Annotated in this window: 14 protein-coding genes; 12 read left to right on the top strand and 2 right to left on the bottom strand. The window is 65.8% G+C overall.

Features of this window, described 5'->3' with window-relative positions:
* Positions 1 to 13: 13 nt before the first annotated feature.
* Together IQ16_RS04830 and IQ16_RS04825 are read right to left on the bottom strand one after the other, a co-directional pair.
* On the bottom strand, positions 14 to 814 hold the full coding sequence (locus IQ16_RS04830; protein WP_018648136.1) for an esterase/lipase family protein: 801 nt from the start codon (positions 812 to 814) through the stop codon (positions 14 to 16).
* On the bottom strand, positions 814 to 1,071 hold the full coding sequence (locus tag IQ16_RS04825) for a DUF6489 family protein (protein WP_018648137.1): 258 nt from the start codon (positions 1,069 to 1,071) through the stop codon (positions 814 to 816). The genes IQ16_RS04830 and IQ16_RS04825 overlap by 1 nt, the downstream gene beginning before the upstream one ends.
* A gap of 398 nt (positions 1,072 to 1,469) precedes the next feature.
* On the opposite strand from IQ16_RS04825, the gene IQ16_RS04820 reads away from it, so the two are divergent.
* The 12 genes from IQ16_RS04820 (at position 1,470) to IQ16_RS04765 (ending at position 15,344) form a co-directional block, all read left to right on the top strand.
* On the top strand, positions 1,470 to 3,065 hold the full coding sequence (locus tag IQ16_RS04820) for an ABC transporter substrate-binding protein (RefSeq protein WP_018648138.1): 1,596 nt from the start codon (positions 1,470 to 1,472) through the stop codon (positions 3,063 to 3,065).
* A gap of 104 nt (positions 3,066 to 3,169) precedes the next feature.
* On the top strand, positions 3,170 to 4,150 hold the full coding sequence (locus IQ16_RS04815) for an ABC transporter permease (RefSeq protein ID WP_026312834.1): 981 nt from the start codon (positions 3,170 to 3,172) through the stop codon (positions 4,148 to 4,150).
* A 10-nt stretch (positions 4,151 to 4,160) separates the two neighbouring features.
* On the top strand, positions 4,161 to 5,129 hold the full coding sequence (locus IQ16_RS04810) for an ABC transporter permease (protein ID WP_018648140.1): 969 nt from the start codon (positions 4,161 to 4,163) through the stop codon (positions 5,127 to 5,129).
* A gap of 13 nt (positions 5,130 to 5,142) precedes the next feature.
* On the top strand, positions 5,143 to 6,129 hold the full coding sequence (locus tag IQ16_RS04805) for an ABC transporter ATP-binding protein (RefSeq protein WP_018648141.1): 987 nt from the start codon (positions 5,143 to 5,145) through the stop codon (positions 6,127 to 6,129).
* Entirely contained in the window at positions 6,126 to 7,115 is a 990-nt protein-coding gene (locus IQ16_RS04800; protein WP_018648142.1) for an ABC transporter ATP-binding protein, read from the top strand. The genes IQ16_RS04805 and IQ16_RS04800 overlap by 4 nt, the downstream gene beginning before the upstream one ends.
* Before the next feature lie 87 nt (positions 7,116 to 7,202).
* Positions 7,203 to 9,008, top strand: coding sequence for a gamma-glutamyltransferase family protein (locus IQ16_RS04795; RefSeq protein WP_018648143.1), 1,806 nt, complete (start codon positions 7,203 to 7,205; stop codon positions 9,006 to 9,008).
* A gap of 9 nt (positions 9,009 to 9,017) precedes the next feature.
* Positions 9,018 to 9,728: a DUF1028 domain-containing protein gene (locus tag IQ16_RS04790; protein WP_018648144.1), complete on the top strand. Its 711-nt coding sequence runs from the start codon at positions 9,018 to 9,020 to the stop codon at positions 9,726 to 9,728.
* Positions 9,725 to 10,714, top strand: coding sequence for an ABC transporter ATP-binding protein (locus IQ16_RS04785; protein ID WP_018648145.1), 990 nt, complete (start codon positions 9,725 to 9,727; stop codon positions 10,712 to 10,714). The genes IQ16_RS04790 and IQ16_RS04785 overlap by 4 nt, the downstream gene beginning before the upstream one ends.
* Positions 10,714 to 11,814 (top strand): ABC transporter ATP-binding protein, encoded by a 1,101-nt coding sequence (locus tag IQ16_RS04780; protein WP_035668302.1) that lies wholly within the window; start codon positions 10,714 to 10,716, stop codon positions 11,812 to 11,814. Before IQ16_RS04785 ends, IQ16_RS04780 begins: the two co-directional genes overlap by 1 nt.
* Positions 11,815 to 11,838: 24 nt before the next feature.
* Positions 11,839 to 13,350 carry an ABC transporter substrate-binding protein gene (locus IQ16_RS04775; RefSeq protein WP_018648147.1) on the top strand — a complete coding sequence of 504 codons (1,512 nt, stop codon included), beginning with the start codon at positions 11,839 to 11,841 and terminating at the stop codon, positions 13,348 to 13,350.
* A gap of 157 nt (positions 13,351 to 13,507) precedes the next feature.
* Positions 13,508 to 14,449 (top strand): ABC transporter permease, encoded by a 942-nt coding sequence (locus tag IQ16_RS04770; protein WP_018648148.1) that lies wholly within the window; start codon positions 13,508 to 13,510, stop codon positions 14,447 to 14,449.
* A 4-nt stretch (positions 14,450 to 14,453) separates the two neighbouring features.
* The gene (locus tag IQ16_RS04765; protein ID WP_018648149.1) at positions 14,454 to 15,344 is read left to right on the top strand and encodes an ABC transporter permease; all 891 of its coding nucleotides are present in this window, start codon (positions 14,454 to 14,456) and stop codon (positions 15,342 to 15,344) included.
* The last annotated feature ends 12 nt before the right edge of the window (positions 15,345 to 15,356 follow it).

Here is a 15,356-nt window from a genome sequence, read left to right as displayed (position 1 = left end):
GCGGCGCTTCTCGTCAGGCCGATACTGCCCGCTCCGGCGGGGCATATGCAATGGCAAAGGGCCCCGCCCGGTCAAATGGCCAGAACTCTCCCTCCGGTTGCGCCAGGCGGTCCGCCACGGCCCACAGCACCGCGGGGTTCACGCCGAGCCCGATATGGCTCGCCAGGTGCACCTCGATGTTCTCGGCGCGGTCGGAGGGATGCAACAGGCACGTCCGCCAGTTCACGACACCGTCGGCGCGCGAATAGATCGACGTCGCCGGCACCGGCAGTTCGCCGGCGATCGCTTCGCGCGCTTCCGCGAAATCCTCGACCCGCTCGCCGGACAGCGCTTCGTAGAGCCGCGTGGCGTTGGTCGCGCGCACGTCGTTGGCAAAAGGGCTGCCGAGCGTGACGACGTAGCGGACCATGTCGGGCGCCCGAAGCGCGAGATCGCGGGCATAGACGCCGCCGAGACTCCATCCGACCAGGCTGACCTTGCGCCCGGTCGCGGCATGGATTTCGGCGAGACGCGTGCGCAATGCCTCCCGCATCCGCTCCAGCCCGCCGAGATTGCGACCCATCCGCCAGGCATGTGCCTCGTAGCCGAGCTCACTGAGATAGCGCCGCAGCGGCGCCATCGAAAGATCGCTGGCGAGAAAGCCCGGCAGCGCCAGCACCGGATGGCCGTCGCCTTTGGGCGCACGCATCAGGAGCGGCGAGAGCAGCAGGCTCGCGTTGAACTCGAACAGTCCACGGGCTTCGGCCAGCAGCAGGCCGAGAGCCGGCGGACGAAGCCGACCTGGATCCTGCGCTCCGTCCCGCCCGGACTGCACTATTTCTTCTTGTCGCTGCTGCGCGGGCTGCCGAGACCAGCCATGGTGACGAACATGTCCTGAAACCGCTCGGCGATCTTGGGATCGAAGGTGAACCAGCTCTGGATCAGCGACTCCGGCGAGACCTTCTCGATATTGCTGAGGACCTGCTGCTGCAGCTTGTCCATCACCGCCGTCTGCATCGGCGCCACGTCGGGCAATCCGAAGAATTGGCGGGCCTCGAGGGGGGTGCAGTCGATTTCGATGTTAACCTTCATGTCCCCTCCGGATGAGATTCGAGCGGCCTGCTGGTAGTATCACCGCGACACGGTGTGCAACGCAAGCGACCTGAGGGGAAGCCGCCGGGACCGGCTTCCGCAATCGACGGGTATGGTCAATCAAATCGCCCGGCCGCGACCGCAGCGGACGACTGAAATGCCCGGGGCCGGCAGGGCCCATGTCCCTGCTTCCGGAGACTTCACAGGTCGAAAGTCGAATGTCGTTCGCGCGCCGGCCTCCCCTAGATTGCCGGGCAGCATTGCTGCACAGCGGTGCAACTTGGCGCGTTCCTTGCTGGAATGGCGCTTGCACGGGTCGTGAACTCTGGGCAACATGGATCAGTCAGCCCCGCCGAACAATCAAAAATCACCGGCGTGGCATGTGGAGAGGGTCAAGAATGTCAGTCGGTCGAAGTCTGTTTGCGGCGACGCTCGCCGGTACGCTTGCGTTGGCGGTCTCGCCGGCGTCGAGCCAGACGCTGCGTTATGCCAACCAGGGTGACCTGAAGTCGCTCGATCCCTATACGCTCAACGAGAGCACCACCCACGCCCATCTCGGGCACGTCTATCAAGGCCTCACCGCGCGCGACAAGGACCTCAAGATCATCCCGGCGCTGGCAGAAAGCTGGGAAACTCCGGAGCCGACCCGCTGGCGCTTCCATTTGCGCAAGGGCGTGAAGTTCCACAACGGCGATCCATTCACCGCCGACGACGTGGTGTTCTCCGCCGATCGCGTCCGCAAGAAGGGGTCGAACATGCAGACCCGCCTTGCGCCCGACGTCAAGGTGGTCAAGGTCGACGACTACACCGTCGATTTCGTCCTGCCCTCGCCCAATCCCATCCTGCTTAACTCGTGGGATGTCTGGTACATCATGGACAAGAAATGGGCCGAGGAGAACAACGTCGTCGATCCGACGCCGGTGGCGGCGACCACGCCGAGCTACGCCTCGCTCCATGAGAACGGCACCGGTCCCTTCATCATCGAGAGCCATCAGCCCGGTGTGAAGACGGTGTTCAAGGCCAATCCCAACTACTGGGGCAAGGTTGAAGGCAATCTGAAGGAGATCATCTTCACCCCGATCTCCTCCGACGCCACCCGCGTCGCCGCCCTGCTCTCGGGCGAAGTCGACGTCATCGAGCCGGTTCCGATCCAGGACATCTCCCGCGTCGACTCCAGCCCGAATGCCCAGGTGCTGAAGGGGCCGGAGCTGCGCACCATCTTCATCGGCTTCGACCAGATGCGCGATGAGCTGCTCTACTCCAACATCAAGGGCAAGAACCCGTTCAAGGACGCCCGTGTCCGCGAGGCCTTCTACAAGGCGATCGACATCGAGCTGATCAAGACGCGCGTCATGCGCGGGCTGTCGACGCCGTCGGCGCTGATGATCGCGCCGGAGCTGTTCGCTCTGTCCAAGAGCTTCACGCGGCCGAAATTCGATCCTGATGGAGCCAAGAAGCTGCTGACCGAGGCCGGCTATCCCGACGGCTTCGAGGTCACCATGGACTGCCCGAACGACCGCTACGTCAACGACGCCGCGATCTGCCAGGCCGTGGTCGGCATGCTTGCTCGCATCGGCGTCAAGATCAACCTGCTGGCGCAGCCGAAGGCGCAGTACTTCGCCAAGGTGCTCAAGCAGGGCGGCTACCAGACCTCGTTCTACCTGCTGGGCTGGACCCCGAGCACGATGGACTCCCACAACGTGCTCTACGACATCATGGGCTGCCGCGACGATGCGAAATCCTCGCGCGGCGAGGCCAATCTCGGCGGTTACTGCAACAAGGAGTTCGACGCCCTCACCGACAAGGTGCTGGTCGAAACCGACACCGAGAAGCGCAACCAGCTGATCAAGGAGGCCTACGAGATCGGCATCAAGGACTGGTCCTACATCCCGCTGCACCAGCAGGCGCTGGCCTGGGGCGTATCGAAGAAGGTCAACCTGCCGCAGCGCGCCGACAATCTCGTCATGTTCCACTGGGCGACCAAGAAGGAATAGCGTTATTTGAACACGAGGTCCCGGCAGCGTCAGGCTTCCGGGACCAATCCTCTTCCGGCTGACAAGGACGTCGGCCGTACGCACACCCAAGGAAAGTGGAAGGCATGCTCGCTTTCACGCTTCGCCGCGCCGTTCAGGCCATCGGCGTCATGTTCGCCGTCGGCATCATCGCGTTCTCGATGTTCCGTTTCGCCGGCGACCCCGTCAACCAGATCGTCTCGATCGACACCTCGGCGGCGGAGCGCGCGATCGTACGCAAGTCGCTCGGCCTCGACGATCCCGTGCCGGTGCAGTTCGTGCGCTATTTCGCCGATGCCGCGCAGTTCAAGTTCGGCGTCTCCTACCAGTTCCGCCAGCCGGTCTCGGCGCTGCTCAGCGAGCGCATGCCCGCGACGCTGGAACTGGCGATCTGCGCGACCGTGTTTGCGATGGTGTTCGGCATCCTGATGGGCGTCTATTCCGCGCTCAAGCGCGACACCGTGCTCGCCAAATTATTCCAGGCGGTCTCGTTGATCGGCATCTCGCTGCCGACCTTCCTGATCGGCATCCTCCTGATCTATCTGTTCGCGGTGACATTGGGCTGGCTGCCCTCGTTCGGCCGCGGCGAGGTGGTGAAGCTCGGCTGGTGGACGACCGGTCTGCTCACGTTGTCGGGCCTGAAGGCGCTGATCATGCCCTCGATCACGCTCGGCCTGTTCCAGATGACCCTGATCATGAGGCTGGTGCGCGCGGAGATGCTGGAGGTGCTGCGGACTGACTATATCCGCTTCGCCCGCGCGCGGGGGCTGACCACGCGTGCGATCCATTTCGGCCACGCGCTGAAGAACACCCTCATTCCCGTGATCACCGTGGCCGGACTGCAGTTTGGCTCGGTTATTGCATTTTCAATCATCACCGAAACCGTGTTCCAGTGGCCGGGCATGGGACTTCTGTTCGTCCAGGCCGTGCAAAACGTCGATATCCCGATCATGGCCGCCTACCTTCTGATGGTCTCGCTGATCTTCGTCACCATCAACCTGGTGGTCGATATCCTCTACACCGTGGTCGACCCGCGCCTGCGCGCGACGGTCGGCCGCGCCACGTAAGGCAGCCTGCATGTCCGACGCAGTCGTCTCCAATTCCGATCGGCAGAGCACGCAGCCGCCCCACGCCCGCAGCTGGCTCAGCCGCGCGCTCGACAGCGACGTCTTCTATTCGTTCCGTCGCTCCAAGCTCACCATGGTTGCGGCCGCCATCACGGTCGTGTTCTTCCTGCTTGCGATCTTTGCATCCGTGCTTGCGGTGCAGAACCCGTTCGATCCGGCACAGCTCCAGTTGATCAACTCGCGGATCTCGCCGCTGTGGACCGCCGACGGCCAGAGCCCGTTCCTGCTTGGCACCGACGAGCAGGGCCGCGACGTGTTCTCCGCGATCCTTTACGGCATGCGCATCTCGCTCGCCGTGGGCGTCGCCGGCGTGATCTTCGCCGGCGCCCTCGGTATTGGGCTCGGCCTCGTCGCCGGCTATTTCGGCGGCGCCGTCGACGGGGTGATCATGCGGATCGCCGACGTGCAGCTCACCTTCCCCGCCATCCTGATCGCGCTGCTGGTCAATGGCATCGCGAAGTCGATCCTCGGCAACCGGCTGGACGCCACCAGCATGCTGTTCGTGCTGGTGATCTCGATCGGCCTCAGCTTCTGGGTCGGATATGCCCGGACCGTGCGCGGCTCCGTGATGGTCGAGAAGAACAAGGACTACGTCGCCGCCGCGCAGCTGATCGGCCTGCCCGCGCCTAAGATCATGCTGCGCCACGTGCTGCCGAACACGATGGGCCCGATCCTGGTCATCGCCACGATCAACCTCGCGCTCGCCATCATCACGGAGGCGACGCTGTCCTTCCTGGGCGTCGGCCTGCCCGACACCATGCCCTCGCTCGGCACGCTGATCCGGATCGGCAACAACTATCTGTTCGCCGGCGAATGGTGGATCGTCGCCTTCCCCGGGCTCGCGCTGGCCGCGCTGATCCTGTCGATCAACCTGCTCGGCGACTGGCTGCGCGACGCGCTCAACCCGAAGCTTCGATGAGTACGCCTCGCCCATGACCGAACCCGTTCTCTCCGTGCGTAATCTCCAGGTCGAGTTCGCCTCCCGCCGCGGCACGCTGCGCGCCATCGACGACGTCTCCTTCGACATTGCCAAGGGCGAGGTGCTCGGTGTGGTCGGCGAATCCGGCGCCGGCAAATCCGTCACCGGCCTCGCGGTGATCGGCCTGATCGATCCGCCCGGCCGTATTGCCGGCGGCGAGATCCGCCTCGCAGGCATGCGCATCGACAATTTGCCGCCGGAGGATATGCGCCGCGTCCGCGGCAAGCGCATCGGGATGATCTTCCAGGATCCCCTGACGTCACTGAATCCGCTGTACAAGGTCGGCGACCAGATCGTCGAGACGATCCGGACCCATCTCAATCTGTCCGAATCCGCCGCCCGCCGCCGCGCCATCGACCTGCTCGCCGAGGTCGGCATTCCCGCGCCGGAAAAGCGTATCGACGGCTATCCCCACGAATTCTCCGGCGGCATGCGCCAGCGCGTGGTGATTGCGCTCGCGATCTGCGCGGAGCCCGAGTTGATCATCGCGGACGAGCCGACCACCGCGCTCGACGTTTCCGTGCAGGCGCAGATCATCTCGCTGATCAAGCGGCTCGGCCGCGACCACGGCACCGCCGTGATGCTGGTGACCCACGACATGGGCGTGATCGCGGAAACCTCGGACCGCGTCGCCGTGATGTATGCCGGACGCGTCGCCGAGATCGGCCCGGTGCAGGACGTCGTGAAGAACCCGTTGCATCCCTATGCCAAGGGCCTGATGGGCGCGATCCCGACGCTTGCCGGCGAAGACAAGCGCCTGGTGCAGATTCCGGGCTCGATGCCACGCCTGTCGGCGATTCCGCGCGGCTGCTCGTTCAACCCGCGCTGCGCCTTCGCGTTCGATCGTTGCCGTGTCGAGCGGCCGGAGCCGCTGCCGCGCGGCGCGCAATCGGTCGCCTGCCATCTCTACGACACCATGCCGGCGGAGAGCGCGGCATGAGCACGCCATTTGTCCAGGCCACAAATCTGCGTCGCGTCTTCGACGTCTCAAAACCTTGGCTCAACCGCGTGCTCGAGGGCGGGCATCTCGAATATCTCAAGGCGGTCGATCACGTCTCCTTCGAGATCAGGAAGGGCGAGACCTTTGCCCTGGTCGGCGAATCCGGCTCGGGCAAGACCACGGTGGCGCGGATGGTGGTCGGCCTGTTGCCGCCGACTTCCGGCGACGTGCTGATCGACGGCGTCTCGATGGGCGATCCCAGGCAGGCCCTCGCGCGGCGCAAGCTGCGCCGCCGCATCCAGATGATCTTCCAGGACCCCTATGCGAGCCTGAACCCGCGCTTCCGCGTCGATGCCATCATCTCCGAGCCGATCCGCGCCTTCGACCTGATCCAGGGCGAGCGCGACATCCAGGCCCGCGTCGGCGAGTTGCTCAGCCTCGTCGGCCTGCATCCCGACGACCGGCTGAAATTTCCGCACGAATTCTCCGGCGGCCAGCGCCAGCGCATCGCGATTGCGCGCGCGCTCGCATCCGACGCCGAATTCATCGTCTGCGACGAGCCGACCTCGGCGCTCGACGTCTCCGTGCAGGCGCAGATCCTCAATCTGATGCGCGATCTCCAGGACAAGTTCGGCCTGACCTACATGTTCATCAGCCACAACCTCGCCGTGGTCCGCCACATGGCGAGCCGCGTCGGCGTGATGTATCTCGGCCGCATCGTCGAGATCGCGGAGGGACGCGAGTTGTTTTCCCGGCCGCGCATGCCCTACACCAAGATGCTGCTGGGGGCCGTGCCTGACCTCGCGATGAGCGGCCGTCAGCGCATTCCGGTGAAGGGCGAGATCCCGAACCCGATCAATCCGCCGCCCGGCTGCGCCTTCAATCCGCGCTGCCCGCTGGCGTTCGATCTCTGCCGCAAGGAAACGCCGGAACTGATCGACGGCGTCGCCTGCCACGCAGTCAACACCGCGCCGGTCCCGGCGTGACGCGCGCGTGCCATGCAGCCTGCGCATTGGCGGCGCGGCATCGGCTGTGATCAATTGCGCGCGCCGGAAATAAGGTGGTGAAGTCCCATGGGCAGCAATATCAATCCCGACCCGTTCACGACGAGGCCCGAGATCGAGGGCACGTTCGGGGTCGTCGCCACCACGCACTGGATCGCGACCGCCGTCGGCATGGGCATTCTGGAAAAAGGCGGGAACGCCTTCGATGCCGGCGTTGCGACGGCCTTCACGCTTCAGGTGGTCGAGCCGCATCTGAACGGTCCCGGTGGCGATGTCCCTGTTATCGTGCACGACGTCAAGCGTGGCCGTACCGAGGTGATCTGTGGCCAGGGTCCGGCGCCGGCGCGTGCGACCATCGCGCATTACAAGAGCGAAGGCCTCGACATGGTGCCGGGCACCGGCCTGCTCGCCGCCTGCGTCCCCGGCACCTTCGAATCCTGGATGATGCTGCTGCGCGACTACGGCACGATGCGCGTGCGCGATGTGCTGGAGCCCGCGATCTCCTACGCCCGCGACGGCTATCCGCTGGTCGAGCGCGCCTGCGCCACGATCCAGACCGTCGAGCAGCTCTTCCGCAAGCACTGGCCGACATCGGCCGCGGTCTATCTTCCGAACGGTGAAGTGCCGAAGCCCGGCACGCTCTTCACCAACAAGACGCTTGCTGCGACCTACGCCCGGATCCTGAGCGAAGCCGAAAGCGGCGGCGGTGGCCGCGATGCCGAAATCGAGCGCGCGCGAAAGGCGTGGTCGCAGGGCTTCGTCGCCGAAGCTATCGACAAGTTCTGCCGGACGCAGGAGGTGATGGACGTCAGCGGCTCGCCGCATCGCGGCGTGCTCTCCGCCGACGACATGGCACGCTGGCAGCCGACGGTCGAAGAACCCCTCACCTATGATTACGGCCGCTACACCGTCTGCAAGGCAGGCGTCTGGAGCCAGGGCCCGGTGACGCTGCAGCAGCTTGCACTCTTGAAGGGCTTTGCGCTCGACGCGCTCGATCCGACCGGGCCGGAGTTCATCCATCTCCAGATCGAATGCGCCAAGCTCGCCTTCGCCGACCGCGAAAAATTCTACGGCGATCCCAAATTCAGCGAGATCCCGATCGCGACGCTGCTGTCGGATGCCTACAACGACGAGCGCCGCAAGCTGGTCACCGAGAAGGCTTCGCTCGATCTCCGGCCCGGCACGGTCGAGGGCTTCGGCGGCGTGGTCAAGCTGCGCCGCGCTGAGGGCCAACGCGAGGCCGTTGGCGCGCTCGGCGCCGGTGAACCAACCGTCGGGCGCTTCGGCGAGGTGCGCGGCGACACCGTGCATTTCGACATCATCGACAAGGCTGGCAACATGGTGTCCTCGACGCCTTCAGGGGGCTGGCTGCAATCCTCGCCTGTCATTCCCGAGCTGGGCTTCTGCCTCGGCAGCCGCGCACAAATGTTCGATTTGGAGGAAAACCAACCGGGCTCGCTCGCCCCGGGCAAGCGGCCGCGCACGACGCTGTCGCCGGCCATGGCGTTGCGCGACGGCGAGCCCTACCTCGCCTGGGGCTCGCCCGGCGGCGATCAGCAGGACCAGTGGATCACGCAGTTCTTCCTGCGCCACGTCCACTGCAATCTCAATCTCCAGGAGGCGATCGACGCGCCGGCCTGGCATTCCGAGCATTTCCCGATCTCGTTCTGGCCCCGCACCGCGCGGCCCGGCGTGCTCGTGGTCGAGAACCGCGTGCCGAAGGCGACGATCGAGAATTTGCGCGAACGCGGGCACATCGTCGAGGTCGGCCCAGACTGGTCGGAAGGCCGCCTCACCGCGGCCTCGCGCGTCGGCGTACGCCGGCGCGCCGCCGCCAATCCGCGCGGCATGCAGGGCTACGCCGCGGGACGCTGAAGGCAGCACATGACCTGGTCGATCATCGCACGCGATCCTGCCACCGGCCAGTTCGGCATCGCGGTTGCGACCCGCTTCTTCGCCGTCGGCGCACGCGTGCCCTATATCGCCGCCGGCGTCGGCGCCATCGCGACGCAGGCTTTCGTCAATCCCTACTATGGCATCGACGGCGTGAAGCTGCTGCGCGAAGGTTTAAACGTCCACGACGTGCTCGCCACCCTGCTCGCGACGGACGACGGGCGCGAAAGCCGTCAGATGCACATCATGGACGCCAGCGGCGAGATCGCGGCGCATACGGGGCGCGACTGCGTCGACTGGTGCGGCCACATCGCCGGCAGCGGCTTCTCGATCGCCGGCAACATGCTCGCCGGGGCCGACGTGCTCGACGAGACCGCCAAGACTTTTATCGCCAATGACAGCCTGCCCTTCCCGCGCCGCCTGCTCGCCGCGATGCGCGCAGGCGAAGCCGCCGGCGGCGACAAGCGCGGCAAGCAGTCGGCCGCGCTCCTGATCCACGGCGAAGAGGAATGGCCGGCGCTGGATATTCGCGCCGACGACCATCCCGATCCGCTCGGCGAACTCAAACGGCTCGAGCGCGTCAGCCACGAGCTCTGGGTGCACTTCCGCCCCTCCATGCCGACGCGGCAGAACCCGGCCGGCAACACCGATCGGAGTGTCATCGACGCCAGCATCGCTGCGGCGCGCGCGAGACGATCATGAGCGCGAGCCCCCTCATCGAGATCAGCGATCTGCGCATCCGCTTTCATGGTGACGATGGCCGCGTCACCCACGCCGTCGACAGCGTCGACCTCAGCGTCGCCAATGGCGCCACGCTCGGCCTCGTCGGCGAATCCGGCTGCGGCAAGAGCGTGACCTCGCTGGCGATCATGGGCCTGCTGCCGAAGCAGAGCGCGGAGATCACTGGCTCGATCCGCTTCGACGGTTTTGACCTGCTGAAGACCCCGGACCAGACGTTGCGCGATCTGCGCGGCAACCGGCTGGCGATGATCTTCCAGGAGCCGATGACCTCGCTCAATCCGAGCTTTACGATCGGCGACCAAATCATCGAGACGATCCTGCGCCATCGTGGCGGCTCGCGGAAGAGTGCGCGGGACCGCGCGATCGAGCTCCTGCGCCGGGTCCACATCCCCTCGCCCGAGCGGCGCATCGATGAATATCCGCACAAGCTCTCCGGCGGCATGCGCCAGCGCGTGATGATCGCGATGGCACTCGCCTGCGATCCCCGGCTGCTGATCGCGGACGAGCCGACCACGGCGCTCGACGTCACCCTGCAGGCCCAGATCCTGGAGCTGATGCGCGAGCTGAAGGCGGCGAGCGGCGCCGCGATCATCCTGATCACCCACGATCTCGGCGTTGTCGCCGAGGTCTGCGACGAGGTCGCCGTGATGTATGCCGGTGAGATCGTCGAGCGCGCGCCGGTGGACGAATTGTTCGCCACGCCGCAGCATCCCTACACCGTCGGCCTGCTCGGCTCGATCCCGCGGCTCGACCACCGCGCCGAGCAGCTTGCCACGATCGAGGGCATGGTGCCGAACATGGCGCAGCCGCCCGCCGGCTGCCGCTTCGCCGCGCGCTGCCCGTTCGTGCTGGACGCCTGCACCAAGGCGCCGCCGCCGCTGGTCGAAATCAGCTCCGGTCACCTCTCGCGCTGCATCCGCGCGCCGCTCGAACTGCTGGTGTCTTGATGGCGCTGCTCGAAGTTGAAGGCCTGGTCAAGCATTTCGTCGCCGAGCGCTCGCTGTTCGGGCGGGCGCTGGCGCATGTCAAGGCGGTCGATGGCGTGTCATTCTCGCTGGACGCCGGCAAGACGCTGGCGCTCGTCGGCGAATCCGGTTGCGGCAAGTCCACCGTCAGCCGCCTGGTGCTGCGGCTGATCGAGCCGGATGCCGGCACGGTGCGCTTCGACGGACGCGACCTGCTCTCGCTCGATGCCGGCGGCTTGCGCGCCTTCCGCCGCGAGGCGCAGATCATCTTCCAGGATCCTTACGCCTCGCTCAATCCGCGCATGACGGTCGGTCAGATCCTGACCGAGCCGCTGGCGCTGCACGGTCTCGTTCCGGCGGCGCGGCGGCCCGAGCGCGTCGCGGAGTTGCTGCGGCTGGTGGGGCTGGAGCCGCGCCTCGCCCGGCGCTATCCGCACGAGTTCTCCGGCGGCCAGCGCCAGCGCATCGCCATTGCCCGCGCGCTCGCGGTCGAACCGAAACTGATCATCTGCGACGAGCCGGTCTCGGCGCTCGACGTCTCGATCCGCTCGCAGATTCTCAACCTGCTGCGCGAGCTGCAGGACCGGCTCGGTCTCGCCTATATCTTCGTCTCGCACGATCTCGCCGTGGTCAAGCACATCGCCGACCACGTCGCGGTGATGAATCTCGGCCAGATCGTCGAGACCGCAGAGGCCGACGCGCTGTTCGCCGCGCCGCGCCATCCCTATAGCCGCGCGCTGCTGTCCGCGATCCCCGTGCCCAAACCGCGGGCAAAGCGCAGCCGGATTGTGCTGCAGGGAGAGATCCCCAGCGCGCTCAATCCACCCGCGGGATGCCGCTTCCACACTCGCTGCCCCTATGTGGTCGACCGCTGCCGCAGCGAAATGCCCCGGCTCGTGGCGGATGGCATCGGACATGCAACGGCCTGCCACCGAGCGTCGGAACTGCCGTCCTCCGCGGCGATCGTCCCGTCCGACGGCGGCTTTTCGCCGGTCCTTGAAAAATTGGTCGCCGCCTTCAGCGGGGGCCCGGAAGCAGTCCGCGGCGGCGGGGTTAGTTCATTGGGAACGGACCTGGCCTAGCCCGCGAAACAGAGGTTGAGAGCGATGAGTTTCATGCGTTTGACAATCCTGGCGTCGGCCCTGCTGACGTCGCTCGTGGGCACCGCCCAGGCTCAGACCACACTTCGCATCGGGATCGCCGAAGACCCCGACATTCTCGATCCCAGCATCGGCCGCACCTATGTCGGCCGCATCGTGTTCTCCGCCTTCTGCGACAAGCTGTTCGACATCGACGAGAAGCTCAACATCGTGCCACAGCTGGCGCTGTCCCACGAGACTTCGGCCGACGGCAAGGAGATGACGATCAAGCTCCGGCCTGGCGTCAAATTCCACGACGGCGAGCCGCTGGATGCGGAGGCCGCGAAATTCTCGATCGATCGTCACATGACGCTGCCGACCTCGTTCCGGAAATCCGAGCTTGCCAGCGTCGACCACGTCGAGGTGGTCGATCCCCTCACCATCAAGCTGGTGCTCAAGACTCCCTACTCGCCCCTGATCGCCCAGCTCACCGATCGTTCCGGCATGATGGTGTCGCCCAAGGCGGCCAAGGAAGCAGGCGACAAGTTCGGCCTGCATCCGGTCTGCGCCGGCCCCTACAAGTTCGTCGAGCGCGTCCAGCAGGACCGCATGGTGTTCGAGAAGTTCGCCGACTACTGGAACAAGGACAACGTTCACATCGACCGCGTCGTGTTCCAGCCGATCATCGATTCGACCGTGCGGCTTGCCAACCTGAAATCCGGTGCGCTCGACCTGATCGAACGCGTGCTCGCGACCGACATCAAGGACGTCCGCGCCGATCCCAAGCTGGTGCTATCGACCGCACCCGAGCTTGGCTATCAGGGCCTGACCATCAATATCGGCAACGACAAGGCCAAGGGGCCGCTCAGCCAGTCGGCGAAGGTGCGCCAGGCGCTCAGCCTGTCGATCGATCGCGAGGCCATCAACCAGGTCGTGTTCAACGGCGAGTTCACGCCGGGCAACCAATGGGTCAGCCCGACGCATCCCTATTACCAGAAGGCGTTTCCCATTCCGGGCCGCGACGTCGCCAAGGCCAAGGCGTTGCTGAAGGAAGCCGGCGTCAGCCTCCCCATCACCGTCGACTACATGGTTCCCAAGGGCACCGAGTACGAGGCCGTCGCCCAGGTCGTGCAGTCCATGGCCGCGGAAGCCGGCTTCGACATCAAGATCCGCGCCGTCGAATTCGCGACCACCTTCAAGCAGGCCCAGGCCGGCGAATTCCAGGCGTTCCAGATCCCCTGGAGCGGCCGCATCGATCCCGACGGCAATTCCTACATCTTCATGCGCAGCAAGGCACCGCAGAACGACGGAGGCTATTCGAACCCCGAGGCCGACAAGCTGCTGGAAGAGGGCCGGGCGACATCCAACGTCGACGAGCGCAAGGCGATCTACGCCAAGCTGACCAAGATCCTGCTCGACGACCTGCCGATCATCTACATCTATCACCGCACGCTGCTGATCGCGCACACGAAGAAGCTCGAGGGCTACCGGCAGATGCCCGACGGGCTGGTGCGCGTGGTCGGGCTGAAGTTCAAGTGACAAAGCTGACGATGAGTGCGTGTTCCGGACGCGGCGCAGCGCGTAAGCGCTGCACCGCAGAGCCGGGACCCATGACAACTGCTCATCAGGATAGATGGGCCCCGGTTCAGCAGCGCAACATTGCATGTTGCGCAGCGCCCGGGACACGGGTCGAACCATGCTGAATTTTCTCGCCCGCCGCATCGCGCAGATCGTGCCGACACTGTTCTTCGTGTCGGTGCTGATCTTCTCGCTGCAACAATTGCTCCCGGGCGATCCCGCGCTGGTGATGGCCGGCGAGGAGCGCGATCCCGCCGTGATCGAGCAGATCCGCCAGCAATACAAGCTCGATCAGCCGATTCCGGTGCAATACGTCTACTGGCTCAAGGGCGTGCTGACGGGCAATTTCGGCGAGTCCCTGCGCAACAAGATGCCGGTGCGCGAGCTGATCGCGCAGAAGCTGCCGGTGACGCTGCAGCTCGGCTCGATGGCGATCCTGATCGCGTTCTTCATCGGCATTCCCGCCGGCATCGTCTCCGCGGTGAAGAAGGGCACGGCCTGGGACTATGGCGCCAATCTGTTCGCGCTGTGGGGCATCTCGACACCGAATTTCTGGCTCGGAATTCTCCTCATCTTCCTGTTCTCGATCGAGCTCGGCTGGCTGCCGGCCTCTGGCTACGTCCCGCTGACCGAGAACTGGCGCGCGAGCTTGGCCGCCACCATCATGCCGGCCTTCGTGCTCGGCAACGCGATTTCCGCGATCCTGATGCGGCATACCCGCAGCGCGATGCTTCAGGTGCTGGAAAGCGACTATGTCCGCACCGCGCGCGCCAAGGGCCTGTCGGAGCGGTCGGTGATCCTCAAGCACGCGATGCGCAATGCGCTGACGCCCGTCATTACGCTCGGCGCGCTCGAGCTCGGCACGCTCTTGTCGGGCGCCGTGCTGACCGAGCAGATCTTCTCCATTCCCGGCTTCGGCAAGCTGATCGTCGATGCAGTGTTCAATCGCGACTACGCGGTCGTGCAGGGCGTGGTGCTGGTGACGGCCACCGTCTACATCACGCTGAACCTCGTTGCCGACATCGCCTATATCCTCGTCAATCCGCGGCTGCGGAGCTAGCGCCATGACCGACGCCGCGCTGCCCGCCGCCCCCTCCGCCACGCAGAGCTATGAGCTCGACAGCCCCGCGCGCCGCGCGCGGCGGAGGCTGTTCAAACGCAAGGCCGCCGTGTTCGGGCTTGTCGTGATCACCTTGTTCATCGCGCTGGCGGTCCTTGCGCCCATCGTCGTGCCCTACGATCCCATCGCGACGAGCTGGAGCCTGGTGCGCAAGCCGCCGACCGCGGCGCACTGGTTCGGCACCGACGAGCTCGGCCGCGACATCCTCAGCCGCGTCGTTTACGGCGCGCGCGCCTCCCTGCTCGCGGGCCTCATCTCGGTCGCGATCGCGCTCGGCATCGGCGTGCCGCTCGGCCTCCTCGCCGGCTATCGCGGCGGTTTTGTCGATGCGCTGATCAGCCGGATCACCGATGCGATGCTGGCTTGCCCGTTCCTGATCCTGGCGATCGCGCTCGCCGCATTCCTCGGTCCGAGCCTCGGCAACGCCATGATCGCGATCGGCATCTCGGCCACGCCGATCTTCATCCGGCTGACCCGCGGCCAGGTGCTGAGCGTCAAGGCCGAGGACTATGTCGAGGCCGCGCGAGCGCTCGGCAACCCACCCTGGCGGATCGCGTTCTCCCACATCCTGCCGAACATCCTGCCCTCGCTATTGGTGCAGGCGACGCTGTCGATCGCCGCGGCCATCATCGCCGAGGCCGCGTTGTCCTTCCTCGGCCTCGGCCAGCAGCCGCCCGCGCCGTCCTGGGGCAGCATGCTCAACGCGGCACAACGCTTTCTGACCCAGGCGCCGTGGATGGCGATCTGGCCGGGACTTGCGATCTTCCTCGTGGTGCTCTCGTTGAACCTACTCGGCGACGGCCTGCGCGACGCGCTCGACCCAAGGCAGCGCTAGTTATTCCTCATG

This window comes from Bradyrhizobium huanghuaihaiense, from assembly GCF_007830635.1.
Lineage (GTDB): Bacteria > Pseudomonadota > Alphaproteobacteria > Rhizobiales > Xanthobacteraceae > Bradyrhizobium > Bradyrhizobium huanghuaihaiense.
This window is presented reverse-complemented; position numbering and strand designations above follow the sequence as displayed.

Bases quoted from the DNA above. Each gene is read 5' to 3' on its own strand.
- IQ16_RS04820 (WP_018648138.1), top strand. From the start codon at position 1,470: ATGTCAGTCGGTCGAAGTCTGTTTGCGGCGACGCTCGCCGGTACGCTT.
- IQ16_RS04765 (WP_018648149.1), top strand. From the start codon at position 14,454: ATGACCGACGCCGCGCTGCCCGCCGCCCCCTCCGCCACGCAGAGCTAT.
- IQ16_RS04795 (WP_018648143.1), top strand. From the start codon at position 7,203: ATGGGCAGCAATATCAATCCCGACCCGTTCACGACGAGGCCCGAGATC.
- IQ16_RS04805 (WP_018648141.1), top strand. From the start codon at position 5,143: ATGACCGAACCCGTTCTCTCCGTGCGTAATCTCCAGGTCGAGTTCGCC.
- IQ16_RS04775 (WP_018648147.1), top strand. From the start codon at position 11,839: ATGAGTTTCATGCGTTTGACAATCCTGGCGTCGGCCCTGCTGACGTCG.
- IQ16_RS04770 (WP_018648148.1), top strand. From the start codon at position 13,508: ATGCTGAATTTTCTCGCCCGCCGCATCGCGCAGATCGTGCCGACACTG.
- IQ16_RS04800 (WP_018648142.1), top strand. From the start codon at position 6,126: ATGAGCACGCCATTTGTCCAGGCCACAAATCTGCGTCGCGTCTTCGAC.
- IQ16_RS04785 (WP_018648145.1), top strand. From the start codon at position 9,725: ATGAGCGCGAGCCCCCTCATCGAGATCAGCGATCTGCGCATCCGCTTT.
- IQ16_RS04810 (WP_018648140.1), top strand. From the start codon at position 4,161: ATGTCCGACGCAGTCGTCTCCAATTCCGATCGGCAGAGCACGCAGCCG.
- IQ16_RS04790 (WP_018648144.1), top strand. From the start codon at position 9,018: ATGACCTGGTCGATCATCGCACGCGATCCTGCCACCGGCCAGTTCGGC.
- IQ16_RS04815 (WP_026312834.1), top strand. From the start codon at position 3,170: ATGCTCGCTTTCACGCTTCGCCGCGCCGTTCAGGCCATCGGCGTCATG.
- IQ16_RS04780 (WP_035668302.1), top strand. From the start codon at position 10,714: ATGGCGCTGCTCGAAGTTGAAGGCCTGGTCAAGCATTTCGTCGCCGAG.
- IQ16_RS04825 (WP_018648137.1), bottom strand. From the start codon at position 1,071: ATGAAGGTTAACATCGAAATCGACTGCACCCCCCTCGAGGCCCGCCAA.